This is a genomic window from Falsiroseomonas sp. (assembly GCF_051859025.1).
Lineage (GTDB): Bacteria > Pseudomonadota > Alphaproteobacteria > Acetobacterales > Acetobacteraceae > Falsiroseomonas.
Map to the genome: position 1 here is coordinate 421158 of NZ_JBHYGL010000012.1, position 25128 is coordinate 446285.

The 25128-nt window shown below is 70.6% G+C and carries 23 protein-coding genes; 13 read left to right on the forward strand and 10 right to left on the reverse strand.

The window, feature by feature from the left end; all coding sequences use genetic code 11:
- Window positions 1-12: 12 nt before the first annotated feature.
- Complete coding sequence (locus ACTIE5_RS14285) at window positions 13-456, reverse strand: hypothetical protein (protein WP_439550358.1); 444 nt, start codon at window positions 454-456, stop codon at window positions 13-15.
- A gap of 64 nt (window positions 457-520) precedes the next feature.
- Entirely contained in the window at window positions 521-1954 is a 1434-nt protein-coding gene (gene pyk / locus ACTIE5_RS14290; RefSeq protein ID WP_439550396.1) for a pyruvate kinase, read from the reverse strand.
- A 474-nt stretch (window positions 1955-2428) separates the two neighbouring features.
- Between pyk and ACTIE5_RS14295 the strand changes: the two genes are divergently transcribed.
- Entirely contained in the window at window positions 2429-3550 is a 1122-nt protein-coding gene (locus tag ACTIE5_RS14295) for an OmpA family protein (protein ID WP_439550359.1), read from the forward strand.
- A 56-nt stretch (window positions 3551-3606) separates the two neighbouring features.
- On the opposite strand, the gene ACTIE5_RS14300 is transcribed toward ACTIE5_RS14295, so the two are convergent.
- The 3 genes from ACTIE5_RS14300 to ACTIE5_RS14310 form a co-directional block, all read right to left on the reverse strand.
- On the reverse strand, window positions 3607-3999 hold the full coding sequence (locus ACTIE5_RS14300) for a cupin domain-containing protein (protein WP_439550360.1): 393 nt from the start codon (window positions 3997-3999) through the stop codon (window positions 3607-3609).
- The gene (locus tag ACTIE5_RS14305) at window positions 3996-5279 is read right to left on the reverse strand and encodes a glycerate kinase type-2 family protein (RefSeq protein WP_439550361.1); all 1284 of its coding nucleotides are present in this window, start codon (window positions 5277-5279) and stop codon (window positions 3996-3998) included. Before ACTIE5_RS14305 ends, ACTIE5_RS14300 begins: the two co-directional genes overlap by 4 nt.
- Before the next feature lie 130 nt (window positions 5280-5409).
- Window positions 5410-6093 carry a GntR family transcriptional regulator gene (locus tag ACTIE5_RS14310; protein ID WP_439550362.1) on the reverse strand — a complete coding sequence of 228 codons (684 nt, stop codon included), beginning with the start codon at window positions 6091-6093 and terminating at the stop codon, window positions 5410-5412.
- A gap of 51 nt (window positions 6094-6144) precedes the next feature.
- On the opposite strand from ACTIE5_RS14310, the gene ACTIE5_RS14315 reads away from it, so the two are divergent.
- From ACTIE5_RS14315 to ACTIE5_RS14325, 3 genes are all read left to right on the forward strand, one after another.
- Complete coding sequence (locus tag ACTIE5_RS14315; protein ID WP_439550363.1) at window positions 6145-7218, forward strand: tartrate dehydrogenase; 1074 nt, start codon at window positions 6145-6147, stop codon at window positions 7216-7218.
- Window positions 7219-7276: 58 nt separating this feature from the next.
- Complete coding sequence (locus ACTIE5_RS14320) at window positions 7277-7582, forward strand: DUF1244 domain-containing protein (protein WP_439550364.1); 306 nt, start codon at window positions 7277-7279, stop codon at window positions 7580-7582.
- Window positions 7583-7706: 124 nt separating this feature from the next.
- Entirely contained in the window at window positions 7707-8009 is a 303-nt protein-coding gene (locus ACTIE5_RS14325; protein WP_235951542.1) for a DUF2312 domain-containing protein, read from the forward strand.
- Between the two features lie 167 nt (window positions 8010-8176).
- Here the strand turns inward: ACTIE5_RS14325 and ACTIE5_RS14330 are convergent, their stop codons facing one another.
- Entirely contained in the window at window positions 8177-8797 is a 621-nt protein-coding gene (locus ACTIE5_RS14330) for a nitroreductase family protein (protein WP_439550365.1), read from the reverse strand.
- Window positions 8798-8879: 82 nt separating this feature from the next.
- On the opposite strand from ACTIE5_RS14330, the gene ACTIE5_RS14335 reads away from it, so the two are divergent.
- The 3 genes from ACTIE5_RS14335 to ACTIE5_RS14345 all read left to right on the forward strand — a co-directional run bounded on the left by ACTIE5_RS14335 (window position 8880) and on the right by ACTIE5_RS14345 (window position 11025).
- Window positions 8880-9404: a hypothetical protein gene (locus tag ACTIE5_RS14335; protein WP_439550366.1), complete on the forward strand. Its 525-nt coding sequence runs from the start codon at window positions 8880-8882 to the stop codon at window positions 9402-9404.
- 287 nt (window positions 9405-9691) lie between these two features.
- Entirely contained in the window at window positions 9692-10324 is a 633-nt protein-coding gene (locus ACTIE5_RS14340) for a flavin reductase family protein (protein WP_439550367.1), read from the forward strand.
- Window positions 10324-11025: an SDR family oxidoreductase gene (locus tag ACTIE5_RS14345; RefSeq protein WP_439550368.1), complete on the forward strand. Its 702-nt coding sequence runs from the start codon at window positions 10324-10326 to the stop codon at window positions 11023-11025. The genes ACTIE5_RS14340 and ACTIE5_RS14345 overlap by 1 nt, the downstream gene beginning before the upstream one ends.
- A 41-nt stretch (window positions 11026-11066) precedes the next feature.
- Here the strand turns inward: ACTIE5_RS14345 and ACTIE5_RS14350 are convergent, their stop codons facing one another.
- The 3 genes from ACTIE5_RS14350 to ACTIE5_RS14360 all read right to left on the reverse strand — a co-directional run bounded on the left by ACTIE5_RS14350 (window position 11067) and on the right by ACTIE5_RS14360 (window position 15939).
- On the reverse strand, window positions 11067-11867 hold the full coding sequence (locus tag ACTIE5_RS14350; RefSeq protein WP_439550369.1) for a hypothetical protein: 801 nt from the start codon (window positions 11865-11867) through the stop codon (window positions 11067-11069).
- 144 nt (window positions 11868-12011) lie between these two features.
- Window positions 12012-13730 (reverse strand): AMP-dependent synthetase/ligase, encoded by a 1719-nt coding sequence (locus ACTIE5_RS14355; protein ID WP_439550370.1) that lies wholly within the window; start codon window positions 13728-13730, stop codon window positions 12012-12014.
- Window positions 13731-13872: 142 nt separating this feature from the next.
- Entirely contained in the window at window positions 13873-15939 is a 2067-nt protein-coding gene (locus tag ACTIE5_RS14360) for a methyl-accepting chemotaxis protein (protein ID WP_439550371.1), read from the reverse strand.
- A 279-nt stretch (window positions 15940-16218) separates the two neighbouring features.
- Here ACTIE5_RS14360 and ACTIE5_RS14365 point away from each other — a divergent pair, with 279 nt between their 5' ends.
- The 3 genes from ACTIE5_RS14365 (at window position 16219) to ACTIE5_RS14375 (ending at window position 21183) form a co-directional block, all read left to right on the forward strand.
- Complete coding sequence (locus tag ACTIE5_RS14365) at window positions 16219-18003, forward strand: M3 family oligoendopeptidase (protein WP_439550397.1); 1785 nt, start codon at window positions 16219-16221, stop codon at window positions 18001-18003.
- A gap of 5 nt (window positions 18004-18008) precedes the next feature.
- Entirely contained in the window at window positions 18009-19373 is a 1365-nt protein-coding gene (locus tag ACTIE5_RS14370; protein WP_439550372.1) for an ABC1 kinase family protein, read from the forward strand.
- A 118-nt stretch (window positions 19374-19491) separates the two neighbouring features.
- Complete coding sequence (locus ACTIE5_RS14375; RefSeq protein ID WP_439550373.1) at window positions 19492-21183, forward strand: methyl-accepting chemotaxis protein; 1692 nt, start codon at window positions 19492-19494, stop codon at window positions 21181-21183.
- A gap of 57 nt (window positions 21184-21240) precedes the next feature.
- Here the strand turns inward: ACTIE5_RS14375 and ACTIE5_RS14380 are convergent, their stop codons facing one another.
- Window positions 21241-22011, reverse strand: a complete 771-nt coding sequence (locus tag ACTIE5_RS14380) for a DUF3891 family protein (protein ID WP_439550374.1) — start codon at window positions 22009-22011, stop codon at window positions 21241-21243.
- Between the two features lie 147 nt (window positions 22012-22158).
- Between ACTIE5_RS14380 and ACTIE5_RS14385 the strand changes: the two genes are divergently transcribed.
- Genes ACTIE5_RS14385 through ACTIE5_RS14395 form a run of 3 tightly spaced genes read left to right on the forward strand, consistent with a single transcriptional unit; the run spans window position 22159 to window position 25128 of the window.
- A complete protein-coding gene (locus ACTIE5_RS14385; RefSeq protein ID WP_439550375.1) occupies window positions 22159-23307 on the forward strand; it encodes a Re/Si-specific NAD(P)(+) transhydrogenase subunit alpha in 1149 nt (382 codons plus the stop codon).
- A gap of 11 nt (window positions 23308-23318) precedes the next feature.
- Window positions 23319-23714: an NAD(P) transhydrogenase subunit alpha gene (locus tag ACTIE5_RS14390; RefSeq protein WP_439550376.1), complete on the forward strand. Its 396-nt coding sequence runs from the start codon at window positions 23319-23321 to the stop codon at window positions 23712-23714.
- A 4-nt stretch (window positions 23715-23718) separates the two neighbouring features.
- Window positions 23719-25128 carry an NAD(P)(+) transhydrogenase (Re/Si-specific) subunit beta gene (locus ACTIE5_RS14395; RefSeq protein ID WP_439550377.1) on the forward strand — a complete coding sequence of 470 codons (1410 nt, stop codon included), beginning with the start codon at window positions 23719-23721 and terminating at the stop codon, window positions 25126-25128.

Here is a 25128-nt window from a genome sequence, read left to right on the forward strand (position 1 = left end):
GGGGGCGGTAGCTCAGTTCGGCGCCGGCGTGGCTGCCGGTGCGGGTGGCGTGGCCGCCGGTGCGGGTGCGGGTGCGGGCGGTGCGGCGGGTGCTGCGGCCCGCGGCACCAGCCTTTCCCGCCCATTGGCGGGGGAACCGATGATGGTCCATTCCCCGTCCATGCTGCCATCGGGGTTCAAGGTGTAGATCCCCATCCCCGGGCGGGATGCCAGGCCATAGGCGACGGAGATCGTGCGGCCGGAGGCAAAGCCCACGCCTTCCACCACCCCGCCGCCGATGCGCCAGGCGATGAGGAAGGAGGACAGGCCCGCGGCCCGGATCTGCGCCTGGCCGGTATAGGGCGTGCCGTCGAGGTTGACCCCCGTCACGTCATAGGTCCCCTCCCGCTGCGCCAGCGCCGGGGAGGACAGCGCGGCAAGCAGCGGCAGGGCGAGGGCAAGGCGTCGGGCGTTCATCGTCGCGGCTCCTGGCAGGCGGGGCGCAGGGAAGACGCACCGCCCGCCTTCGTCAACCATCCTCCTATTTAACGACGGCGACGCGCAGCGCGTTCGTCGTGCCTGGCGTGCCGAAGGGCACGCCCGCCGTCACCACCACCTCGTCGCCGTGTTTCGCGAAGCCTTCCTGGCTGGCGGCGCGGATGGCCTTGGCGACCATGTCCGTCATCGAATGCGGCTCCACCGACATCAGCGGATGCACGCCCCACACCACCGCCATGCGGCGCGATGTCTGCTGGGACGCGGTCAGGCCGATGATCGGGCAGCTCGGCCTTTCCCGCGCCACGCGGAGCGTGGTGGAACCGGTGGAGGTGAAGGTCGCGATGACCTCCGCCTCGATCGTCTGCGCCACCTGGCGGGCGGCGGCGGCGATGGCGCCGGCGCTGGTCTTCTCCGGTGCCGGCCGCTCCGCATCCGTCAGCGTCCGCCAACCCGGATCGCCTTCGACGCGGGCGATGATGCGGTCCATGATGTTGACGGCCTCGAAGGGGAACTGTCCGGCCGCGGTCTCGGCCGACAGCATCACAGCGTCCGCGCCATCGAACACCGCCGTCGCCACGTCCGAGGCTTCGGCGCGGGTCGGCGACGGCGCGGTGATCATGCTTTCCAGCATCTGGGTCGCCACCACCACCGGCTTGCCCAGCGACCGGGCGGCGCGGACGATGCGCTTCTGGATCAGCGGCACTTCCTCCGGCGGGCATTCCACGCCGAGGTCGCCGCGCGCCACCATCACGCAATCCGCCAGCGCCAGGATGGCGTCCAGGTTCTCGACCGCCTGCGGCTTCTCCATCTTGACCATGATCCAGGCGCGCCCGGCGGCGATCTCCTTGGCCTCGATCACATCCTCCGGCCGCTGCACGAAACTCAGACCGATGTATTCGACGCCCTGTTCCAGCACGAAGTCGAGGTCCGCGCGGTCCTTCTCCGTCAGCGCGGGGATCGGCAGCACCACATCGGGCACGTTCACGCCCTTGCGGTCGGACAGCGCGCCGCCGACCAGGACCTCCGTCTCCAGGTGATCCTCCCGCTTGTGCAGCACGCGCAGCCGCAGCTTGCCGTCATCCAGCAGCAGCGTGGTGCCGATGCCGGCGGCCTCGATGATCTCGGGATGGGGCAGCTGCACGCGGCGCACGTCGCCGGGATTGGGACTGAGGTCGAGGCGGAATTTCTGCCCCGTCTGCAACTGCACCCGCCCGCCCTGGAACTTGCCCACCCGGAGCTTCGGGCCCTGGACGTCGGCCAGGATGCCGATCGGCCGGTCCACCTTCTGCTCCAGCGCCCGGATGATGGCGATCCGCTCCGCATGGTCGGCGTGGGAGCCGTGGGAGAAGTTCAGCCGGAACACATCGGCGCCGGCGCGGAACAGGCGCTCGATCACCTCGGCGGAGGACGATGCCGGCCCCAGCGTCGCGATGATCTTCGTCCGGCGCCGGCGTCGCAGCGGGATCCGTTGGGCCATGACTCGGGAAAATCCTTCGCGGCGTGGGGTATCGGGCAGCACCTCCGGCACGTCGGACCGGATGGTGGTGGGCGGCACGCCAAGGGCACGCGCCACTTCGGCAACGCGGTCATCCGGCACGCGCTTCCATTGGGAAACGGCGGCGGTGGAGATGCCGAGGGCGGTTGCGATACGGGTGACGGCGCCCCGCTGGGTCAGCAGGGCTTCGAGGGCTGGGTCGCGCATGGCCTTACCTTAAGTGAAATAAGCCAAGGATGCCAGTTTCGGATTGTAGCTTAATTTACGTAAGTGTCGGTGGCGCCGCGGCCCGGGTGTTACACGCCGGCCACCAGGGGGTGTGGCCCATCCGCCACAGGCCCCCCGAATCATTTTTCGCCTTGGCGACTTTTCCGGGGAACCGCGTTGGGACCTGCGGACACGGTGGCCAGCACGGCCGCTGGGCAGCCCGTCCGGCCTTCCCACGGAGACACGCTCATGAGCCTCAGAAATACCCTCCTCGCCACCACGCTGCTGGCGCTGCCCGTGACGGCGGCCCAGGCGCAGCAGGTCAACGGCCTCTACATCGGTGCCGGCGCCGGCGTGAACTGGCTGATGGATGCCGACCTTTCGGCGACCGGCCAGCTCGGCCAGTCACTCGCCGCCGGCGGCCGCAGCACCCGCGGCGATATCTCCTTCGACATGGGCTATGTCGGCGTCGTCAGCCTGGGCTACGGCTTCGGCAACGGTGTCCGCGCGGAACTCGAAGGCAGCTTCCGCGAGAACGAGGTCGACAGCATCTCCGGCTTCGGCGGCACCACCAACGCCACCGGCAAGGCCCGCAGCTACGGTGTGATGGCGAATGCGCTGTATGATTTCGACCTCGGCCTGAACTTCGGCGGCTTCTCCTTCCAGCCCTATGTCGGCGTCGGTGCCGGCTATGTCTGGCGCGAATTCGACAATGTCCGCGCCAATGTGCTCGGCGGCCAGGTCCGCACCGACGGCACCGATGGCCGCTTCGCCTACCAGGCCATCGCCGGCGCCTCCGTGCCGCTGACCGCCTGGGCCCCGGGGCTCGCCTTCACGGCGGAATACCGCTTCATGGGCACGCTGGAGCACAAGCTCGATACCAGCAGCGGCGGTGGTTCCTTCACGGTCTCCCGCGGCGATACCCGCAGCGAGAACTACAACCACTCCATCCTGCTCGGCATCCGCTACGCCTTCGGCCAGACGCCGCCGCCGCCGCCGGTCGTGGCCCCGGCCGCGCCCGTCGCCGCCGCCCCGGCGCCCGCGCGCACCTACCTGGTGTTCTTCGACTTCGACCGCGCCGATTTGACGGACCGTGCCCGCCAGATCATCGCGGACGCCGCGCAGAATTCCGGCCGGGTGCAGACCACGCGGATCGAGGTGGCCGGCCACGCCGACCGCGCCGGCACGCCGCAGTACAACCAGCGCCTGTCCGAACGCCGCGCCGCGGCGGTCGCCAGCGAGCTGGAGCGCCAGGGCGTCGCCCGCGGCAACATCAGCGTCCAGGCCTTCGGCGAGAGCCGTCCGCTGGTCGCGACGGCCGACGGTGTGCGGGAGCCGCAGAACCGCCGCGTCGAGATCGTGCTGCGCTGATCTCCCGCGTCCCGGGCTGAACGAAAGCGGCCGGGGGAGCGATCCCCCGGCCGTTCCTATTTCAGGACAGCCGTCCAGCGCCCTTCGACATGCACCGCCTCATCCGGCCCGGGCCAGGGCGGCATGGTGATCGCCACCGCCTCGAAGGCCTGGTCCGCCGCCGCGCGGAACTGGAATTCCGTGCCCAGCGGGATGCTGATGCTGATGCCCGGCACCAGGGGCGTCACCTCCTCCCGCGTCGCATCCCGCCGCCACATCTCGCCGCGCCCGGCGACCACATACCAAAGCTCCTCCACCGTGCGGTGCGTCACCGCCATGGAGACCTCCCCGGGGTTCAGCTTGAAATGCGCCATGGTGCCGCCCGCGGCGCGGACCAGCAGCCGCACCTCCGCCCCATCGGGGGCCAGCACGTCCGGCGCTTCGGGCAGCGCCCGCGTCTCGAAGCTCATGCCACCAGCACCGCCCTGAAATCATTGACGTTGGTCAGCGTGGGCCCGGGTTCCAGCAGGTCGCCGAGCGCGCTGAACAGCGAATAGCTGTCATGTCGCCCGAGAATCGATCGCGGGTCCAGGCCCTTCGCCCGGGCACGGGCCAGGGTGTCGGGCGTCGCGATCGCGCCCGCATTGCCCTCGGACCCGTCGATCCCGTCGGTGTCGCCCATCAGCGTCCAGATGCCCGGCGTGCCGGCCAGGGTCACGGCGCAGCCCAGCAGCGCCTCCCCGTTCCGCCCGCCGCGGCCGTGGCCTTCCTTCCCGATCGTCACTGTGGTCTCCCCGCCCGAGAGCAGCACGCAGGGGCCGGGCAGGGGGTGGCCATGGGCGTGGGCGGAGAGCGCGATGCCCGCGATCGCCTTGCCGAGTTCCCGCGCCTCTCCCTCCAGCGCATCGCCCAGGATCAGCGGCGCCAGGCCCAGTTCCCGGGCCTTGGCCGCCGCGGCTTCCAGCGCCATGCGCGGCGTGGCGATGAAGCGGTAATCGACCTGGCCCAGCCGGGGATCGCCCGGCTTCGGGCTTTCCTCCGCGCCAAGCGCCAGATGCGCCACCACGGCCTGCGGCAGCACCATGCCGTAATGCGCCACCAGGGCGCGGGCGTCCTCGAAGGTCGAGGGATCGGGCACCGTCGGCCCGCTCGCGATCACGGTCGGGTCGTCCCCCGGCACGTCGCTGATGGCCAGCGTGACGACGCGGGCGGGATGCGCGGCGACGGCGAGCCGACCGCCGGAAAAAGCCGACAGGTGCCGGCGGATGCAGTTCATCTCGTTGATCGTGGCGCCAGAGGCCAGCAGCGCCCGGTTCACCGCCATCAGATCATCCAGCGTCAGTCCTTCCGCCGGCAAGGTCGTCAGCGACGATCCGCCGCCGGAGACCAGGAACAGCACCAAATCGCGCGATGTCAGCCCGGCCACCGCATCCAGCACCCGCCGCGCCCCCGCCGCCCCGGCGGCATCCGGCACGGGGTGCGACGCCTCCAGCACCTCGATCCGCTGTTTCGGGGAGCCATGGGCGTAGCGCGTCACGCCGACGCCGGAGAGCGGAACCTCCGGCCAGGCCGCCTCCACCGCCGCCGCCATCACGGCGGCCGACTTGCCCGCGCCCACCACCACCACGCGCCCATCCCGGGGCGGCTCCGGCAGATGGCGGGCGAGCACCACGCGGGGATCGGCGCTGGCCACCGCCGCGGCGAAAAGCTTCTCCAGTGCCGCCCGTGCGGTGGCGTCATCCCAGGCCATTCATGCCCCTCCCGGCGTCGCGCGCATCATGACGGCGTGGCCGCGCCGATCAACCGCGGCGGCGCCCGGCGCGCTTGTGGAATTCTTCGTGGTATGGAAGAACGCATGCAAGATGTTCAGGCTGCACGCCCTAACGCCCCAGCGCCCGCAGGATATCCGCGCTTGCCCTGGCGCGGTGCCGAGCCAGCGCCGTCCGCGCGGCTTCCGGGTCGCCGGCCGCCAGCGCGGCCATGATGGCGTCGTGCTCGATGCCGGATGTCTCGGGCTCCGGCCGCCTGGCCGCCGTGGCGGCGCGGGCGCGTTGCGCCTGGTCCGCCGCGTTTTCCGCCAGCCGCGCCAGCTTGGGATTGCCGCAGCCCGCCAGCAGGGCGCGGTGGAAGCGGTCATCCGCCGCCGCCCAGCCGGCGCGGTCGCCGGCCTCCAGCGCGGCCACCATCGCAACGGTCGCCTCCCGCATTGCCGCCAGGGTGCCCTGGGCCCCCGCGCCCCGCGCGGCCAGCAGTGCAGCCGCCTCGCCCTCCAGCGCGATCAGCACCTGGTAGGTCTGGCGGAGGTCTTCCGGGTCGATCGGCAGCACCATCACGCCGCGCCGCGGCAGGATGCGGACCATGCCTTCATGCTGCAGGCGCAGAACCGCCTCATGCACCGGCGTCCGGCTCATGCCGAGCTGGTCGGCGATCGCCTGTTCAACCGCCTCATGCCCCGGTGGCAGCAGCCCTTCCAGGATGCTGGCCTTCAGCGCGGCATAGGCGGCTTCCGCCAGGCTCGGCCGGGCAGGGGAGGGCTCGGCGGGACGCACCCGGTCCTGTCTCATGACGCGTTCCATCCCACCACCCATACCACCAACCGATAAGGCCCCGCACCCATGCGCACCCACCGGATCGCCGCCATCCCCGCCGATGGCATCGGCCAGGAAGTCATCCCCGCTGGCCTCGCCGTGCTGCGCGCACTCGCCGAGCGCTGCGGCGACTTCGCCCTGGATGTCGAGCATTTCGACTGGGGCAGCGACTACTACCGCGCCAATGGCCGCATGATGCCGGAGGATGGGCTGGAGACGCTGAAGCGCTTCGACGCCATCTATTTCGGCGCGGTCGGCGACAAGGACCTGCCGGACGACATCACCCTCTGGGGCCTGCGCCTGAAGATCTGCCAGGGCTTCGATCAATACGCCAATATCCGCCCGACGCGCGTGCTGCCCGGCCTCACCAGCCCGCTCCGCGCCGTGGAGCCCGGTGACATCGACTGGGTGATCGTGCGGGAGAACAGCGAGGGCGAATATGCCGGCCATGGCGGCCGCGCCCATCGCGGGCACCCGGAGGAGATCGCGACCGAGACGGCGATCTTCACCCGCGCCGGCGTCACAAGGATCATGCGCACGGCCTTCGAGATCGCGAAGTCCCGCCCCCGCCGCCTGCTGACGGTGGTGACGAAGTCCAACGCCCAGAAGCACGGCATGGTCTTCTGGGATGAGATCGCTGCCGAGGTCGCGAAGGATTTTCCCCAGGTGACGTGGGAGAAGGAACTCGTCGATGCGATGGCCGCGCGGATGATCCAGCGCCCCGGCAGCATCGACACCGTCGTCGCCACCAACCTGCACGCCGACATCCTGTCCGACCTGGCCGGTGCCGTCGCCGGATCGCTCGGCGTGGCGCCCACCGCCAACCTCGACCCCAGCCGCCGCTTCCCCTCGATGTTCGAGCCCATCCACGGATCGGCCTTCGATATCGCCGGCAAGGGCGTCGCCAACCCCGTCGCCACCTTCTGGACCGCGACGATGATGCTGGAACATCTCGGCGAGCCCGTCGCCGGCCGGCTGCTGATGGAGGCGGTGGAGCGCGTCTGCGCGGCGGGCATCCGCACCCGCGACGTCGGCGGCACCGCCACCACGGCGGAGGTCACGGACGCCGTCATCGCCGCGATCAAGGGGGCCAACCTGTAGCACCCCTGGCGCCGCTGGTCCTCCGCGCCCAAATCGGGTGGCCCGAGGAGGACCAGCCATGCCCGCTATCGACCAGCAGACCCAGACCGAGTTGGAAGCCGCCGCCTTCCGCCGCCTGGTGCAGCATCTTCGCGACCGGCCGGACGTGCAGAACATCGACCTGATGACCATGGCCGGCTTCTGCCGCAACTGCCTGTCCAAGTGGTACCGCGCCGCGGCCGAGGAAAAGGGCATCCCCCTGACCGACCCGGATGCGCGGGAGATCATCTACGGCATGCCCTACAAGGAATGGCAGGCAAAGCACCAGAAGGAGGCGACGGCCGAGCAGAAGGCCGCCTTCGCCGCCACCAACCCGGGGCACTGACGGCGGGTGCCGAAGGGGTGGGCGCTGGTTTGCGCCCCCCCTCGCCCCCGGGTATATCGCGCCCCTTCCTACCCCCGCCTCGCGTCCCCTCAAGCGCGCGGCCGCACTGCCCGGAGCACCCTTGATGAGCGACGTTGACCTGCAGGAAGCGGCCGCCAGCCGTGACCGCCAGGAGAAGGACCCGGACCCCGAGGTGGGCGGCATTGCCGTCGATCGCCTGCGCTCCATCATCGAGCGCGTCGAGCGCCTGGAGGAGGAACGCAAGGCCCTGGCCGGGGACATCAAGGACATCTTCGCGGAAGCGAAATCGGCGGGCTTCGAGGTGAAGGTGATCAAGCAGATCATCTCCATCCGCAAGAAGGAACCCGCCGAGGTGGAGGAGCAGGAGACGCTGCTCGACCTCTATCGCCGCGCGCTCGGCATGTAGCGCCCTGCCCGGAAGGCGCGTGCCTTCCGGGCCCTCACGCCTGGTTCCTTGTGCCGCGAAGGGGTTTGCCCCGGCACGCCCCGCGCGGCGAACGCCGCGTAGCGCCCCGCGCGGCGAACGCCGCGTAGCGCCCCGCGCGGCGTTCGCCGCATGGCGCCCCGGATACATCACGCCGGGCCTTCCTCAGCCTTCCATTCCCGCCAGTAGGCGTCGGCGCCGGGGCGCGCGGGGCGGGGGCGGTCCGCCACCGGCGTGCCGGCATGGATCCAGCCCAGCAGCGCATCGCCCGCCGCGAAGCCCAGCGCGGCCTTGACCGCGTCATCGCGCAGCGCGGGGGAGGACAGCCAGATCGCGCCATGGCCCTGCGCGTCCAGCGCGTTCATCAGGTTCATGGTGCCCGCCGCGGCGCAGGCCTCCTGCTCCCAGACCGGCACGGCATGATGGGGCCGCAGCACCGCGCCCGCCACGATGACGAGGGGTGCCCGTAGCGGCTTCATGCGTTCCAGCTCCAGCCGGTCCGGCGAGGAATCGGGCGCCCTGCGCGCCAGCGACGCGGCCAGCACATCGCCCAGCGCCGCGCGCGCCGCGCCGCGGACCACCACGAAGCGCCAGGGCCGCAGCCCGCCATGATCGGGGGCACGCAGCGCGGCCGCGACGGCGACGCCGATCGCCGCATCATCGGGCCCCGGGTCCCGCAACAGCCGCGATGGCACCGAGGCACGGGCGAGCAGGGCAGCGAGGGCCGGCGTTAAGGGAGGAGGCGCGAAGGGAGGAAGGGTGTCGGGCATCGGCGGTTCCAGCAGGGGTGGCGCAGCATACTTGCGAACGACTCTCATTCGCAATACGATGCCTGCCGATCGGAGAACCCGGATGCCGAAATTCCCCTACTCGCCCTTCCTCCTGGACCCGGCATCCGATCCGGTGCCCCCGGCGAATGGTCAGTCCGCGCGCGCCGCGCTGGACCTCGACGCCGCGGCGCTCTTCGTCGTCGCCACGCTGCGAAGCTGGGTCGCCCCCCTGATCCGCCCGGGGGAGGATCACCCGGATTGCCGCGACCTCTTCGCCATGGCGGGTGTCGGCGCGCCGGGCGTGGCGGCCTTCGATGCGCTGATGGTCATCATCGGCTCGCAGGCCATCCGGCTCATCGACATGCGCTGCTGCACCTGCTGTGGCGTGGGGGAGGATGAGGAAGCGATGCTGCGCCTGGTCGCCGCGCTGCAGGCGGCGGACCGTGCCACGGGCATCGCCGTGCTGATCGACTGGCTGCCGGAGGAGGCGGTCCCCTTGGCGCTGCACGCCGCCTGGTGCTTCGCCGCCGCCATGGCGGAAGCCGGCCTGGTCCTGCGCCCCAGCGGGCGGATCATCCCCTTTCCCGCCGGCAGGACGATGCACTGAAGCGCCGCGCGGCGCCCGGCGCCTGCCGGCCCGGGGTTGTTTTCCCGTTCCGGCGAAGCGTATCTAGCCGCAGCAGGCAGCCAGGGCCTGTGGACAGCTAGCCCCGGGATGCGGGCGGCGGGGGATTTTTCGTGCCTGCCAGGAAGGTGGCGCCGCCGATACCCTTTGGTATCGGCAAGCCGCCTGACGCCGCAGGCGCGGAAAAGCACCGCCGAACGCGCCCGCAGGTTAACTGTCCACAGGCCCTAGGCCTTCGATCGACCAATGCCGGGGATGTGACGACAACGATGTTCTACGAGCCCAGAAGCGGCCACGGCCTGCCGCACGACCCCATCAAGGCCATCATCGCGCCACGCCCGATCGGCTGGATCTCGACGCTGGATGCCGAGGGGCGCCCGAACCTCGCGCCCTACAGCTTCTTCAACATGGTGCAGACGCGCACGCCGCTCTGCATGTTCGGCAGCGATGGCCTGAAGCACACCGCCGCCAACGCCATCGCCACCGGCGAATTCGTCTTCAACCTGGTCTCCCGCCCGTTGTTCGACGCGATGAACGCGACCTCGGCCGCACTCGGCCAGGGCGTCGATGAGTTCGAGGCCGCGGGGCTGGAGAAGGGGCCCTGCCACATGGTGCGCGCGCCCCGCGTCGCGGCGTCGCCCGCCGCGCTCGAATGCAAGGTCGTGCATTCGATGGAGTTGCACACGGTGGACGGCACCAGCACCGGCGGCTGGCTGATCGTCGGCCAGGTCGTCGGCGTGCACATCAACGAAGACTACCTGACGGACGGGCTGTTCGACACGGTGAAGGCCCAAGCCGTCGCCCGCTGCGGCTACCGCGATTATTCGCAGGTCACCGAGATGTTCGCGGCACTCCGCCCGACCGACAACGGTGCCTATCGCCCCGGCGGCGGCGACCACTGATGGCCGGCAAGGTCGCGATCGTCACGGCGGCAGGACGCGGCATCGGCGCCGCCGTCGCGCAGCGCCTGGCGAAGGATGGCTGGCGCGTCGCCGTCATGTCCCCTTCGGGCAACGCAGAAAAGCTCGCCGCCACGCTGCCCGAGGCACTCGGCGTCACGGGTTCCGTCACCGAGGTCGCCGACATCGAGCGCCTCGTCGCCGGGACACTGGAAAAATTCGGCCGCATCGACGCGCTGGTGAACAATGCCGGCCACCCGCCCAAGGCGCCGCTCTTCGACCTGACGGATGCGCAATGGCATGCCGGCTTCGACATGGTGATGCTGAGCGCCATCCGCGCGCTGCGCTGCGTGCTGCCGACCTTCCAGGCCCAGGGCGGCGGTGCCGTGGTCAACCTGTCTTCCTACGCGGCGCTGGAGCCGGAGGGTGATTTCCCCGCCACCACGCTGCGCGCCGCGCTGGGGGCCTGGACCAAGCTCGCCGCCGATACGCTGGCGCCGCAGGGCATCCGCGTGAACGCCGTGCTGCCCGGCTTCGTGGACAGCCTGCCGGAGAAGGAAGCGCGCCGCGTCCGCATCCCGCTGGGCCGCTACGCCCATGCGCCGGAGATCGCGGCGGCGGTGGCCTATCTGCTGTCCGACGACGCCTCCTACGTCACCGGCCAGAGCCTGCGCGTCGATGGCGGGCTGACCCGACACGTCTAGCCCGGATATCGCGGCCCCTGGCCAGGGGCCGCGACCCGGTCTCAGCTTCGCCGCTGCAAGAAGGCATCAAGGCCGTTGACCGGCAGATCCTGCGCTGCCGGCTGAGGTGCCTGCCGCGCCCGCCCCGCACGCACCAGTTCATCCGTGGTACGGATCAGCGATTCGACGCCGCGCGCTGGCGCCTCGATCCCTTGCATGGCCGTGTCGATCGCCCCCAGCGTGCCCGTTACCAGCACCATGGCGTCGTTGGCTCGCGCTAGTTCAAGCTGCGCGGGCAACATCGAAGCAGCAGAACGTACTTCGCTGCGGGCGACGAGCAGAGCGTCATAGCGGCGCTGGATCGCCTCGCGCTGCGCCTTGGCCGTCACGAGGATCTGCTCCGTTGCTTCACGCTCCCTCCACAGCACATGCAACTGGCGCAACAGCATGTCCCGATTCGGATAGCTGGTGCCAACGAAACGCACCGGTATGGCTGGGTCGTCGACGCGGTTAAGGATGTTACGCCCCTCAGCAAGGAACACTTCATTCTGCGCGTGCCGCGTTTCATGGGTGCGGATCAACTCCGCCACGGCTTCGCTCGCCGGGCGCAGTTGCGCGATGGCCTCTTCCACGCGGTTTTCCGCTGCAGTCAGGTCGCGTTGCCGGACCTGGAGGCAGGCAAAGGTGGCCTGGTCACAAGCAGGGCCGCGGGAGGACGGCGCTGCCATGCTGGTCCGCCGCAGTAACTCCTGGGCGAAGTCCGCCACACTGCCGAAGCTCGGCATGAGCCAGGCGCCGGCGACCATGCCGATGGCCATCAGAACCATTGAGCCGAAAAAGCCGATCCCGCCGTCGCTTCGCACGACCAGAGTCCGCTCTCCGCCCGTATCGCCATTCCCTATCATTCTGTTTCCCTCCGTTCGTTTCGCCCAGACAGGGCCCGAAGGAGGGTAGGAAACGTGCGCCTGGTCGGATAGCGGTGGTCGATAGGGCTCCGGCGTGTCAACTCACCGCTTGAACAGCCCCTCCGTCACCGCCGCGTGCAATTCCAGCACCACGCGGCGCTTCACCTTCATCGTCGGCGTCAGCATCCCGTTTTCGACGGAGAAGGGGGGCACCACCGCCGTGTGGCGGATGCGCTCGATGCTGGACAGCTTGCGGTTCACCCGCTCTACCGCCGCCTTGGCCTTCTCCTCCATCCCCTCCGCCGGGACCAGCAGCGCGACGATGCCGGGCCGGCCTTCGCCCGCCACCACGGCCTGGGCGATCTCGGGTTCCGCCATCAGCAGGGATTCCAGCTTGGCGGGGCTCACCATGTCCCCGCCCAGCGTCTTGATGAAGTCGCGCTTGCGGTCGGTGATGCGGATGTAGCCGCCGGTGCCGATCTCCCCCACATCGCCGGTGTGCAGCCAGCCATCGCGCAGGGCCTTGGCGGTGGCCTCCGGGTCGTTCCAGTAGCCATCCATCACCAGATCGCCGCGCACGCAGAGTTCGCCGTCATCGGCAATCCGCGCCTCCACCCCCGGCAGCGGCGGGCCCACCGTTTCGCGCCGGATGGCCCAGGGCGGGTTCACGCTGATGACCGGCCCGGCCTCCGTCTGCCCATAGCCCTGGATCACCGGCAGCCCCATGGCGAGGAAGAAGCCGGAGAGGTCGGGGTCCAGCCGCGCGCCGCCCGACACCATGGCCTGCAGCTTGCCCCCGAAGCGGTCCCGCACCTTGGCCCGCACCAGCCGGTCCAGCACGAAATCCTGCGCGCGTTCCAGCAACCCCAGCGGCGGCCCATCCAGCTTGCGCAGGCCGAGTGCCAAGGCGCGGCGGAACAGCGCGGCCTTGTAGCCGCCCTCCTTCTCCACCCCGGCCTCGATCCGGCCGCGCAGCACCTCGAACAGCCGGGGGACGGCGGTGATGATGCTGGGGCGGATTTCCTGGAACTCCGCCGCCAGCCGGTCCGCGCCGCGGGAATACACCACCTCCACGCCCAGCGACGGCAGCAGGAAGCCACCCACCGTGTGTTCGTAGCTGTGCGACAGCGGCAGGAAGGACAGGTAGGGCGTGCCATCCAGGTGCAGCTTGCGCGCCAGGCTGGCCACGCCTTCGCGGTTGGACAGCATGGCGCGGTGGGGCAGCATCACGCCCTTGGGCAGGCCGCCCGTGCCGCTGGTGTAGACGATGCAGGCCAGCCGGCCGGGCGGGATCAACTCCGCCTCCGCCAGCAGGGATGCGGGGTCGGAAGGCGTCGCCTCCGCCCGCGCCCAGGCATGGCTCACCAGCGCGGCGCCCAGTGCCTCGCCCTCCATGCACAGCAGCAGGTCCAGCTGCCGCCCCGCGAGGGCGGAGGCCGCCGCCACCGTCGCCGCCAGCTTGCGGGTGGAGACGATGGCCGCCGTCGCGCCGCTGTCCCGCAGGATATGCGCGTGGTCGTCGATGGTGTTGGTCGTGTAGGTCGGCACGGTCACGCCGCCGATCGCCATGATGGCGGTATCGGCGATGGGGAATTCCGGGCGGTTCTCGCTCACCAGCAGCACCCGGTCGCCCGGCGCCACGCCTTCGGCCCGCAGGAAGGCGGCGAGGGAAGCGGTGCGGGCGGCGAATTCGCCCCATGTCACCTGCCGCCAGTCCTTGTCCTGCCAGGCGCGCAGCATCGGCCGCCCATGCCAGCCCCGCGACAGGTCCAGCATCATCTGCGGCAGGCTGGTCCAGCCATCAGCCTTGGCGCTGCTCATGCCCTGAAGACGCTCCCCCGTTATCCGGGGCACCATGCCATGCGCCGCGGCGGCGCGGCAGGCCATGCGCCCCCCCGGCGCGGCAGATGGCGACGACCCCGGCCCGGCGAAAGGGGCCAAGGATCGTCGCCGCAACGAAGCGTCAGGCCGCCCGCAATTCCACCATGAAGCGGCCGACCTCCGCCCGCAGCTTTTCCGCCTGGTGCGACAGGTCGGCGGATGCCGTCCGCACCTCCGCCGCCGCCTGGCCGGTGCGGTCCGCATCCGCGTTCACCCCGCTGGCATGGCCGGAGACATCGGCCGTGCCGCGCGCCGCTTCCGCCACCGCCCGCGTGATCTCCCGCGTCGCTTCCGCCTGTTCGGATGCCGTGGCCGCGACCTGGCTGGTCGCTTCCCCCACCACCGCGATGATGCGGGAGATCTCGGCGATGGCGCTGACGGTGCGCCCCGTCTCCGCCTGCATGGCGGCGATCTGGCTGCCGATCTCCTCCGTCGCCTTGGCGGTCTGGGCGGCCAGCGCCTTCACCTCCCCGGCCACCACGGCGAAGCCCTTGCCGGCCTCTCCTGCCCGCGCGGCCTCGATCGTCGCATTCAGGGCGAGGAGGTTGGTCTGCCCCGCGATGTCGCTGATCAGGCGCACCACGTCGCCGATCCGCTCCGCCGCCTCCGCCAGGCCGCGCACGGTATGGCCCGCCTGTTCCGCGGCACCGGTCGCCGCCTGCGCCTGGTCGGAGCCATGGCGGATCTGGCGCGTCACCTCGCCGAAGGAGGCAGCCAGTTCTTCCGCCGCCGCGGCCACCGTCTGCACCCCGCCATTCGCCTGGTCGGCGGCGGAGGCCACCGCGGCGGCGTGGCGGCTGCCATCGGCGGCGATGCCGGCCATGCCTTCCGCCGTCGCGTTCAGCTCGGTCGATGCGGCGGCGACGCCTTCCAGCATCGATCCCGCCTTCTCCTCGAACTGCCGCAGCAGGGCGTCCACGCGTTCCGCGCGCGCCAGGCGCTGCGCCTGTTCCGCCGCGCGCGCCTCGGCCTCCGCCACCCGTTCGGCGCTGCCGGCGCGCAGCGTCTCCACCGCCACCGCCATCTCGCCCAACTCGTCGGTCCGCCCCTGGCCAGGTACCGCCACCGCCAGGTCGCCGCCGGCGATCCGGCCGACCGTCACGGTCAGGTCCCGGATCGGGGCCACCAGGCGGCGCAGCAGCAGCAGCGCGCCGCCCAGCGCCAGGGCGAAGCACAGCGCCGCCAGCCCCAGCGCCAGCCACAGCGCCCGCGCCGCCGCGGCGCCCGCCGCCTCCCCGCCCCGCAGCGCCGCCGCCAGCGCGGCGTCGCGCAATTCCAGGATGGAGGCCTGCGCCCCGCGCGACCAGTCGCGGTAGGTCTGCACCGTGATGCCGAACTCCGTCTCCGGCGCTGCCATGCGGCGCTGCGCGATGCCGATGTAGCGGCGCCACTCGCCCTCATCCCGCCCGGCATAGCTCTGCCGCTGCCGGGCCAGCGCGTCGGACAGCGCCGCATTGGCGGGGACGGATTCGATCAACCGCTGCGCCGCCAGCCAGGCCTGCTCCGCCCGGCCCGTCGCGGCCTGGGCGCCCAGCAAGGCGTCCATCTGCACCGGCGTGCCGCTCAGCCAGGCCAGGATCTGCGCGTTGCGGCGCCCGACCACGTCACGCAGGTCCATGACGGCGGAGGAGACCTCCACCAGCAGCGCCAGTTCCGGCTCCGCCCGCGCGACGCCCTGCGCCCCCTGGGTCGCGATCGCCAGCAGCCCTTCCACCGCCCGGTTGCGCGCCGCGACGGCCGCGGCCGCCAGCCCGGCATCCCGCCTGTCCAGCGGCTGGTCCAGCGCCTGGTTCACGCGGCCGCGCACCGCGTCCAGCTCCGCGGCCAGGCGGGCGATGGCGCCGCCATCCAGCCCCGCCGCCGTCGCGCTGCCGGCGGCGGCCTGCATCAGCCGGCGCGTCGCCTCCGCATCGCCGTTCAGCTGTGCCCGGTCCGGGGCCGCCTGGCGCAGCACCGTGCCGAAGGCGCCCACTTCCACCGCGATGGCGCTGACGGCGCGCTGCGAATCCGCCACCGCCTGCAACTGGGCCATGGCGCTGCCGACCCGCCGCTGGTCCCGCACCGCCTCCCCGGCCACCCAGAGGCTGGCCAGCAGGCCCGGAATGGCGACGAGGCAGAAGCCGATGATGAACAGAAGCCGGATGCGCATGGGCAGATCTTCCATGGAGTCGAAACGACCATCGCCGAAACAGTTTGCCGCTTCGTTGATGGCGGCTTCGGCGATGGGCGGTTCGTCGGTGTTTGGCCCGCCTTGGGCCTGTCCCGCCTTGGGCCGGCCCCGCCCTGATCCTGCCCGGCTTGGGCCTGCCCGGCTTTTGCGCCGCGGGCCTGAAAGGATCGCGCCCGCACCCGTTGGCCTCGCGCCATGGCGGGCTATATGCAGGACGTGACCCAGACCCGCACCGACGCCCCCGATTCCGCCGCCTCCATGGCATCCCCGCCGGCCGCCGCACAGGCTTTGCCGGCCTGGGACCTGTCCGACCTCTACGCCGCGCCGGATGATCCGCGCCTGACCGCCGACCTCGACCGGGCGGAAGCCGAGTCCCGCAGCTTCGAGGCCGCCCATGCCGGCCGTCTTGCCGCCCTGTCCGGCGATGCCCTGGCCGCCGCCATCACCACCTATGAGGGGATCGAGGAGATCCTCGGCCGGGCCATGTCCTTCGCCCAGCTCGTCTTCTCCGGCGATGCCCAGTCGGCGGAGAATGGCCGCTTCTACCAGACCATCCAGGAACGGGTGACGACGATCAGCAGCCACCTGCTGTTCCTCACCCTCGAACTGAACCGGCTGGAGGATTCGGCGCTGGAGCAGAAGATGCTCTCCTCCCCGGCCCTGGCCCGCTGGCGCCCCTGGCTGCGGGACCTCCGCGTCTTCCGCGCCCACCAGCTGTCGGACGATCTGGAGAAGCTGCTGCATGAGAAGGAGGTGACGGGCCGTTCCGCCTGGAACCGCCTGTTCGATGAGACCGTCGCCTCCATGCGCGTCGAGGTGGGCGGTGAGGAGCAGACCGTCTCCGCCGCCCTCAACAAGCTCTCCGACAATGACCGCACGGTGCGCGCCGCCGCCGCCAAGGGCGTCTCGGCGGCCTTCGGCGACCGCGTGCGGCTGTTCAGCCTGATCACCAATGTCCTCGCCAAGGACAAGGAGATCATCGATGGCTGGCGCCGCTATCCCCGCGCCACCTCATCCCGCAACCGCGCCAACATGGTGGAGGATGAGGTGGTGGACGCCCTCGTCGCCGCCGTGCGGGAAAGCTTCCCCCGCCTGTCCCACCGCTACTACGGGATGAAGGCCAAGTGGCTCGGCCTGCCGAAGCTGATGCATTGGGACCGCAACGCGCCGCTGCCGGATGATGCGGACACCACCATCCCCTGGCCGGAAGCCGTGGCGCGCGTCCGCGCCGCCTATGGCGCCTTCAGCCCGGAGCTGGAGCGCATCGCCGCGCCGTTCTTCGAGAAGCCCTGGATCGACGCCGCACTCCGCCCCGGCAAGGCATCTGGCGCCTTCGCACACCCGACGGTGCCGAGCGCGCACCCTTACCTGCTGCTGAACTACCACGGCAAGGCGCGGGACGTGATGACGCTGGCCCATGAACTCGGCCATGGCGTCCACCAGGTGCTCGCCGCCCAGCAGGGCTACCTGATGTCCTCCACGCCCCTCACGCTGGCGGAGACGGCCAGCGTGTTCGGGGAGATGCTGACCTTCCGCGCCGTGCTGGACGCGGAGACCGACCCGCGGAAGCGCCGCGCGCTGCTCGCCGGCAAGGTGGAGGACATGCTGAACACGGTGGTCCGCCAGATCGCCTTCTACCGGTTCGAGACGCTGCTGCACGAGGAACGCCGCAAGGGCGAGGTCGCGCATGAGCGGATCGGCGAGATCTGGATGCAGGTGCAGACCGAAAGCCTCGGCCCCGCCTTCGACTTCACGCCGGACTACAGCGTCTACTGGGCCTACATCCCGCACTTCGTGCACACGCCCTTCTACGTCTACGCCTACGCCTTCGGGGATTGCCTGGTGAATGCGCTCTACGGCGTGTTCCGCGAAGGGCATCCGCGGTTCCAGGAAAAGTACCTGGAGATGCTGAAGGCCGGCGGCACGAAACGGCACAAGGAATTGCTCGCGCCCTTCGGCCTCGATGCCTCCGACCCCGCCTTCTGGCGCAAGGGGCTCGATGTGATCTCCGGCTTCATCGACGAACTCGAACAGGCGGGCTGATCGCGATGGCCGATAACGACAAGGGTTCGACCCTGTTCGGAGAGATGCGGCGCATGGTCCGCACCTCCGGCGCCGTGGGTGGCATCGCGGCGCGCGCGGTCGGGGAACGCTACCTCGGCATCAAGACCGACAAGGCCGCGCATGCGGAAGACCTGAAGCAGATCCTGGGCGGGCTGAAGGGTCCGCTGATGAAGGTTGCGCAGTTCCTGTCCACGGTGCCGGATGCCCTGCCGGAAGAATACGCCCAGGAACTGGCGACGCTGCAATCCAACGCGCCCGCCATGGGCTGGGCCTTCGTGCGCCGTCGCATGCAGGGCGAACTCGGTCCCGCCTGGCAGTCCCGCTTCAAGAGCTTCGGCCAGGAAGCCGCGGCCGCCGCCAGCCTCGGCCAGGTGCATCGCGCGACCCTGCCGGATGGCCGCGAGGTCGCCTGCAAGCTGCAATACCCGGACATGCCTTCCGTGGTGGAAGCCGATCTCCGCCAGCTCAAGATGGCGCTCGGCGTCTTCCGCCGCATGGACAACACCCTCGACAACGCCGATGCCTACAGCGAACTCGCCGCCCGGCTGCGGGAGGAGCTGGATTATGAGCGCGAGGCCTCGCACATGCGCCTCTACGGCGCGATGCTGCGGGACACGCCCGGCGTCGCCGTGCCGGAAGCCATCCCGGAACTGACGACCAAGCGCCTGCTGACCATGACCTGGCTGCAGGGCCGCCCCATCCTGCGCCGGCTGGAGGAAGACCCGCCGGAGGAGGAGCGCAACGCCTATGCCCGCGCGTTGTTCAAGGCGTGGTACGTGCCCTTCTACCGCTACGGCGTCATCCATGGTGATCCGCACCTCGGCAACTACGCGGTGCGGCCGGATGCGGAAGTCGGCCATGGCGTGAACCTGTTCGATTTCGGCGTCATCCGCATCTTCCCCGCCAGCTTCGTCACCGGCGTGGTCATGCTGTACGAGGCCGTGCGCGACCATGACATCGAGAAGGCGGCCCATGCCTATGGCATCTGGGGTTTCCGCAACCTGTCGAAGGAAACGATGGAGGTGCTGAACCTCTGGGCGCGCTTCCTCTACGAACCGCTGGTCGAGGACCGCGTCCGCTCCATCACCCCGTCGGAAGACCCCGGCTACGGGCGCAGCGTGGCGCAGAAGGTGCATGAGGGGCTGAAGCGCACCGGCGGCGTGAAGATTCCCGCCGAATTCCCGCTGATGGACCGCGCGGCCATCGGCCTCGGCAGCGTCTTCTTCCGGCTCCGCGCCCAGGCGAACTGGCACCGCCTGTTCATGGAACTGGTCGAGGATTTCTCCGAACAGGCCGTGGCGCAACGCCAGGCGGCGGCGGTCGCGGCGGCGGGGGTACCGCCCGGCTGATGCGGGAGGGCGGGATAGACGAATCCCGCCTGTTGCATAGCTTCCAGGCGATGCTTTGGCGCCGTTAAGCCTTGGCCAACACTCCTCGCGCATACTTGTGCGGAGCCAGGAGTGTTCCATGTCGTTGACCGCGTTCCGCACCATTGGCGCCCGCTTCGCCATCCTTGCCTCCATCCTCGGGCTGGTGGCCCTGGGCGGGGCCTTCGTGGCCTTCGAGGCCGATCGCCGGCAGGGCGAAAGCGCGGAGGTTCTGCGCGCCCAGGCCAGCGCGCGACCGATGATCGAACGCATGCGCGGCGCGATCTACGCGGTGGTGATGGAAAGCCGCGGCCTCTACATGGCCGCCAATCGCGCCCAGGCCGAACGCTTCGCCACCAACCTCCGCGCCCATCTGCGCGACACCGAAACCGAATGGCAGGCGCTGCGCGGCGTGCTGCCGGCCGAATTGCAGCCCATGGCCGCCAGCGTGGAGCCCGCGGTGCGCAACTTCATCCGCTTCCGCGCGGAACTGGCCACGATCGGGGTGGAGCAGGGGCGGGAAGCCGCCGACCGCGCCGGCAACAACGACCAGAACCGGAGCGCCCGGGAAGCCTTCAACCGTGGCCTGGACCAGCTGAACGATGCCCTGACCGCCGTGCTCGAACGGGAAACGGCCGCCTCCATCGCCGCCGGCCAGCGTACCGCCATGCTGCTGCTGGTCACCACCGCCATCGCCGTCGTGCTCGTCCTCTCTCTCATCCTCTGGCGCGTCCGCGCCACCGTCGCCCAGCCGCTCCGTCGCCTGACCGCCGCCATCGACACCATGGCGGCGGGGAAGCTGGACCAGGTGACGCTGCCCCCCGCCGGGGTGGATGAGGTCGGCCGCATCGCCGCCGCCGCCACGGTCCTGCACGCGAAGCTGCTCGACGCGAAGCGGCTGGAGGCCGAGGCCGCTTCCATGCGCGAACAGGCGGAACGCGACCGCATCGCGACCACCCGCCGCGCCGCCGATTCGATCGAGCATGCGGTCGGCGGCATCGTGGAGGCGCTGGGCCGATCCGCCACCGACCTGGCCGGCGCCACCACCGTGCTGCGCGGCACGGCGGAAACCGCCTCCGCCCAGGTGCAGGAAGTCGCCGCCGGCGCCGCCGAGGCCAGCGGCAATGTCCAGACCGTGGCCGCCGCGGCCGAGGAACTCTCCATGTCGGTGAACGAGATCACCCGCCGCGTGGACGATGCCGCCGCCGTCGCCCGCCGCGCGGTGGATGAGATGCGCCGCGCCGACATCGCCGTTGGCGGCCTGACGGATAGTGCGGCGAAGATCGGCGACGTCGTCCGCCTGATCAGCGGGATCGCCGGCCAGACCAACCTCCTCGCCCTGAATGCCACCATCGAGGCCGCCCGCGCCGGTGAGGCCGGCAAGGGCTTCGCCGTGGTGGCGGAGGAGGTGAAGACCCTGGCCGGCCAGACCGCCAAGGCCACCGAGGAGATCGCCAGCCAGATCGAGGCCATCCGCGGCGCCGCCGCCGGCGCGGTGGACGCCATCCGCGGCATCGGCACGGTGGTGGGGGAGGTCGATTCGATCGCCCAGTCCATCGCCGCCGCCGTCACGGAACAGGGCGCCGCGACGCAGGAGATCGCCCGCAGTGCCACCGTCGGCGCCGGCGGCACCACCCGCGTTTCCGAAGCGGTGGTGCATCTGCGCCAGGGCGTGGAGGCGACCTCCGGCGCCGTGCGGGACCTTCAGGTCATCAGCACGGAAGTCGCGCGCCAGGGCCAGGATTTGCGCGGCGGCATCGGCCAGGCGCTGGGCGCGCTGCGGGCGGCGTAGAGCGCGATGATCTGAGGCGGAATCGCCGAAAAGTCTGAATCGCGCGACCCAATACCCTCAGCCCGGCACCAGCCTCGCCGTCACTTCCTCGACCGGCGCGGCGGCCAGGCTGGCGCGCATCGCGGCTTCGGTCATCCAGACCTGGCCGCGGCCGAAGCGCCGGCCGCGCCAGGACAGCCGCACCTCCTTCACCCGGAAGGGCCAGGGGGCGATGGCCAGCACGCCATCGCCTTCCTCCAGCGCCAGCGGCACGAGGCTGCCATCCGCCATCGGCGCGCGGCCCACGCCGCCCATGGTGGCGATGCCGCCGCAGACCGCCAGGCTCAGCGCATCCGTCACCGCCACCAGGGCTGAAGCGGCTTCCACCTGCGCCATGGTCGCGCCGACCTGCTCCATCAGCGCCGCCTGAACCGCGGCCTGGCTTTCGCGGTAGTGGCGCGCGGCGGGGCCGTCCTCCGGATGGTCCTGGTGGCGGTCGTCGTAGTGGGAATAGATCAGGCTGCCATGGCGGCTGACCAGCAGTCCGACCCAGGGCCCCCAGCTTGCGGTGGCGCGGGCCACGCCCTCCGCCCACATCGGCGCATGGAGTCGCGCGCCCACGGCCCGGAACACATGCGGCCGCCCGGTGGAGGGGTCGAGCGTCGGCGCGGCCTCCCACCCCATCCAGCCGACATCGTGATGGGCGGCGGCCGTCGCCACATCCTCGAAGGGCTCCGGCATGGCGAAGCCAGGCGCGCCCCATTCGCGCAGCATCTGGCCGGAAACAAGGGCATGCATGGGCTGGCTCACGGCCAGCCAGCTGCCATCCGCCGCTTCCCGGAACAGCATCCGCGCCCCCTTTTTTGCAAAGGTTCGGAGAATGGCGCGGATTCCTGTGCGCCGCCAAGCCCGGCGCGCTTGCCATTGGTGAAACAGCCGTTCATATGGCCCGCCGCTTTGGCTGAGCACGTTTGGTCGAGCATGGGGGTCGCATTGATGCGCGTTGCGGTTTTGCGCGAACGGCGCGCGGCGGAGACACGGGTGGCCGCCACGCCGGAGACGGTTAAGAAAATCATCGCCATGGGATGCACGGTGTCGGTGGAGGCCGGTGCCGGCCTCTCCTCCGGCATCCCGGACGCCCAGTACGCCGAAGCGGGCGCGGAGGTCGCGGCCGATGCCGCCACCGCGCTGGCCGGTGCGGGCCTGGTGCTGAAGGTCCGCGCCCCGCTCGGCGCTGGGGAGGGTGAGGTCGATGAACTCGCCCTGATCCCGCGCGGCGCCGTGCTGATCGGCACGCTCCAGGCCGACAAGGCGATGGCGGAGGCCTATGCGGCCGGCGGCATCGATGCCTGCTCAATGGAACTCGCGCCCCGCATCACCCGCGCCCAGTCCATGGACGTGCTGTCCAGCCAGGCGAACCTGGCGGGCTACCGCGCGGTGGTCGAAGCCGCGGGCGCCTTCGACAAGGCCTTCCCGATGCTGATGACGGCGGCCGGCACGATCAGCGCCGCCAATGTCTTCGTCATGGGCGCCGGCGTCGCGGGCCTCCAGGCCATCGCGACCGCGCGGCGCCTCGGCGGCCGCGTCTCCGCAACCGACGTCCGCCCGGCGGCGAAGGAGGAGATCAAGTCCCTCGGCGCCAGCTTCGTCGGCTATGAGGATGAGGAGAGCAAGGCGGCCCAGACCGCGGGCGGCTACGCCAAGCAGCTTTCCGCGAATTTCTACGCCGAGCAGGCCAAGGTCGTCGCCGCCCACATCGCCAAGCAGGACATCGTCATCTGCACGGCGCTGGTCCAGGGCCGCAAGGCGCCGATTCTGGTGACGGATGCGATGGTCGCCTCCATGAAGCCCGGCAGCGTCATCGTCGACATCGCGGCGGATGCCGGCGGCAATGTCGCCGTCACGCAGCCCGGCGAACAGACGCTGACGGCGAATGGCGTGAAGGTGCTGGGCTTCACCAACTGGCCCGGCCGCATCCCCGCCGCCGCCTCCGCCCTCTATGCGCGCAACCTGCTGACCTTCCTGACCACCTTCTGGGACAAGGAAGCGAAGAAGCCCGCGATGCCGGCGGATGATGACATCGTGAAGGGCGTCACGCTCACCCGCGGCGGCGCCGTGGTCCACCCCTCGCTGGCCTCGGCCTGAGGAGCGTCTCCATGAACCCGATTGATATCGCCAACCAGGCCTCGGCCCGCGCCAATGAGGCGCTGACCCTGGCCGAGCAGGCGCGCCGCCTGGCGGAGGCCGCGGCCCCCGTGGCCGCCGCCGCCGAGCCCTTCCTGCTGCTGCTGACGATCTTCCTCCTCGCCTGCTTCGTCGGCTACCACGTGGTCTGGAACGTGACGCCGGCGCTGCATTCGCCGCTGATGGGCGTCACCAACGCCATCTCCTCCGTCATCGTCGTGGGCGCGGTGCTCGCCACCGGCCTGTCCGACAGCATCGCCGCCAAGATCTTCGGCTTCCTCGCCGTGACGCTGGCTTCGGTGAACATCTTCGGCGGCTTCATGGTCACGCGCCGGATGCTCGCCATGTTCAAGAAGAAGGGGAGCTGAGCCCATGGCACAGACGCTCTCGACGCTCGCCTACCTGGTCGCGTCGGTCCTCTTCATCCTGGCCCTTCGCGGCCTGTCCAACCCGGAAACCAGCCGCCAGGGCAATCTGTTCGGCATGGTCGGCATGGCGATCGCCATCGTCGCGACCCTGCTGAAGCCCGGCATGGGCGCGGGCGGCATCGTCATCGTCCTCGCGGGCTTGGCCATCGGCGGCACCATCGGCACGGTGCTGGCGCAGCGCATCCAGATGACCTCGCTGCCCCAACTCGTCGCGGCCTTCCATAGCCTGGTCGGCATGGCGGCGGTCTTCGTGGCGGCGGCGGCCTTCTATTCGCCGGAAAGCTTCGGCATCGGCACCGTCGGCAACATCAAGGGCGCGTCCCTGGTGGAAATGTCGCTCGGCCTCGCCATCGGTGCCATCACCTTCTCCGGCTCCGTGATCGCCTTCGCGAAGCTCGATGGCCGCATGTCCGGCTCGCCCATCATCTTCAAGGGCCAGCACATGCTCAACGCGGCGCTGGGCGCGCTGCTGCTGGTGCTGGTGATCGCCTTCGTCATCACCGGCAGCCCGGTGCTGTTCTGGCTGATCGCGCTGCTGTCCTTCGCGCTGGGCTTCCTGCTGATCATCCCGATCGGCGGCGCGGACATGCCGGTCGTCGTGTCCATGCTGAACAGCTATTCCGGCTGGGCGGCGGCGGGCATCGGCTTCACCATCGGCAATCTGCTGCTGATCGTGACCGGCGCGCTGGTCGGTGCTTCCGGCGCCATCCTGTCCTACATCATGTGCAAGGGCATGAACCGCAGCATCATCAACGTGCTGCTGGGCGGCTTCGGCGGCGACAGCGGCGCGGCGGCGGGCCCCGGCGCGAGCACGGCGGACCGTGCGCCCGTGAAGGCCGGTTCGCCGGAAGACGCGGCCTACATCATGAAGAACGCGCAGAAGATCATCATCGTGCCGGGCTACGGCATGGCGGTGGCCCAGGCGCAGCAGGTCGTCCGCGAAATGGCCGACCTGCTCAAGAAGGAAGGCGCGGAAATCTCCTACGCCATCCACCCCGTCGCGGGCCGCATGCCCGGCCACATGAACGTGCTGCTGGCCGAAGCCAACGTCCCCTATGACGAGGTGCATGAGCTGGAGGAGATCAACGCGGAATTCGCGGATGCCGACGTCGCCTACGTCATCGGCGCGAATGACGTGACGAACCCCGCCGCCAAGACCGACAAGACCAGCGCCATCTACGGCATGCCGATCCTGGACGTGGAGCGCGCGAAGACCGTGTTCTTCGTCAAGCGCGGCATGGCATCCGGCTATGCCGGCGTGGAGAATGAGCTGTTCTTCCGCCCCAACACGATGATGCTGTTCGGCGACGCCAAGAAGGTCACGCAGCAGATCGTGCAGAGCCTGCAGAAGTAA

Bases quoted from the DNA above. Each gene is read 5' to 3' on its own strand.
- ACTIE5_RS14295 (WP_439550359.1), top strand. From the start codon at position 2,429: ATGAGCCTCAGAAATACCCTCCTCGCCACCACGCTGCTGGCGCTGCCC.
- ACTIE5_RS14315 (WP_439550363.1), top strand. From the start codon at position 6,145: ATGCGCACCCACCGGATCGCCGCCATCCCCGCCGATGGCATCGGCCAG.
- ACTIE5_RS14360 (WP_439550371.1), bottom strand. From the start codon at position 15,939: ATGCGCATCCGGCTTCTGTTCATCATCGGCTTCTGCCTCGTCGCCATT.
- ACTIE5_RS14380 (WP_439550374.1), bottom strand. From the start codon at position 22,011: ATGCTGTTCCGGGAAGCGGCGGATGGCAGCTGGCTGGCCGTGAGCCAG.
- ACTIE5_RS14330 (WP_439550365.1), bottom strand. From the start codon at position 8,797: ATGCCCGACACCCTTCCTCCCTTCGCGCCTCCTCCCTTAACGCCGGCC.
- ACTIE5_RS14395 (WP_439550377.1), top strand. From the start codon at position 23,719: ATGGCACAGACGCTCTCGACGCTCGCCTACCTGGTCGCGTCGGTCCTC.
- ACTIE5_RS14300 (WP_439550360.1), bottom strand. From the start codon at position 3,999: ATGAGCTTCGAGACGCGGGCGCTGCCCGAAGCGCCGGACGTGCTGGCC.
- ACTIE5_RS14345 (WP_439550368.1), top strand. From the start codon at position 10,324: ATGGCCGGCAAGGTCGCGATCGTCACGGCGGCAGGACGCGGCATCGGC.
- pyk (WP_439550396.1), bottom strand. From the start codon at position 1,954: ATGGCCCAACGGATCCCGCTGCGACGCCGGCGCCGGACGAAGATCATC.
- ACTIE5_RS14355 (WP_439550370.1), bottom strand. From the start codon at position 13,730: ATGAGCAGCGCCAAGGCTGATGGCTGGACCAGCCTGCCGCAGATGATG.
- ACTIE5_RS14285 (WP_439550358.1), bottom strand. From the start codon at position 456: ATGAACGCCCGACGCCTTGCCCTCGCCCTGCCGCTGCTTGCCGCGCTG.
- ACTIE5_RS14385 (WP_439550375.1), top strand. From the start codon at position 22,159: ATGCGCGTTGCGGTTTTGCGCGAACGGCGCGCGGCGGAGACACGGGTG.
- ACTIE5_RS14320 (WP_439550364.1), top strand. From the start codon at position 7,277: ATGCCCGCTATCGACCAGCAGACCCAGACCGAGTTGGAAGCCGCCGCC.
- ACTIE5_RS14325 (WP_235951542.1), top strand. From the start codon at position 7,707: ATGAGCGACGTTGACCTGCAGGAAGCGGCCGCCAGCCGTGACCGCCAG.
- ACTIE5_RS14365 (WP_439550397.1), top strand. From the start codon at position 16,219: ATGGCATCCCCGCCGGCCGCCGCACAGGCTTTGCCGGCCTGGGACCTG.
- ACTIE5_RS14335 (WP_439550366.1), top strand. From the start codon at position 8,880: ATGCCGAAATTCCCCTACTCGCCCTTCCTCCTGGACCCGGCATCCGAT.
- ACTIE5_RS14370 (WP_439550372.1), top strand. From the start codon at position 18,009: ATGGCCGATAACGACAAGGGTTCGACCCTGTTCGGAGAGATGCGGCGC.
- ACTIE5_RS14375 (WP_439550373.1), top strand. From the start codon at position 19,492: ATGTCGTTGACCGCGTTCCGCACCATTGGCGCCCGCTTCGCCATCCTT.
- ACTIE5_RS14390 (WP_439550376.1), top strand. From the start codon at position 23,319: ATGAACCCGATTGATATCGCCAACCAGGCCTCGGCCCGCGCCAATGAG.
- ACTIE5_RS14305 (WP_439550361.1), bottom strand. From the start codon at position 5,279: ATGGCCTGGGATGACGCCACCGCACGGGCGGCACTGGAGAAGCTTTTC.
- ACTIE5_RS14340 (WP_439550367.1), top strand. From the start codon at position 9,692: ATGTTCTACGAGCCCAGAAGCGGCCACGGCCTGCCGCACGACCCCATC.
- ACTIE5_RS14310 (WP_439550362.1), bottom strand. From the start codon at position 6,093: ATGAGACAGGACCGGGTGCGTCCCGCCGAGCCCTCCCCTGCCCGGCCG.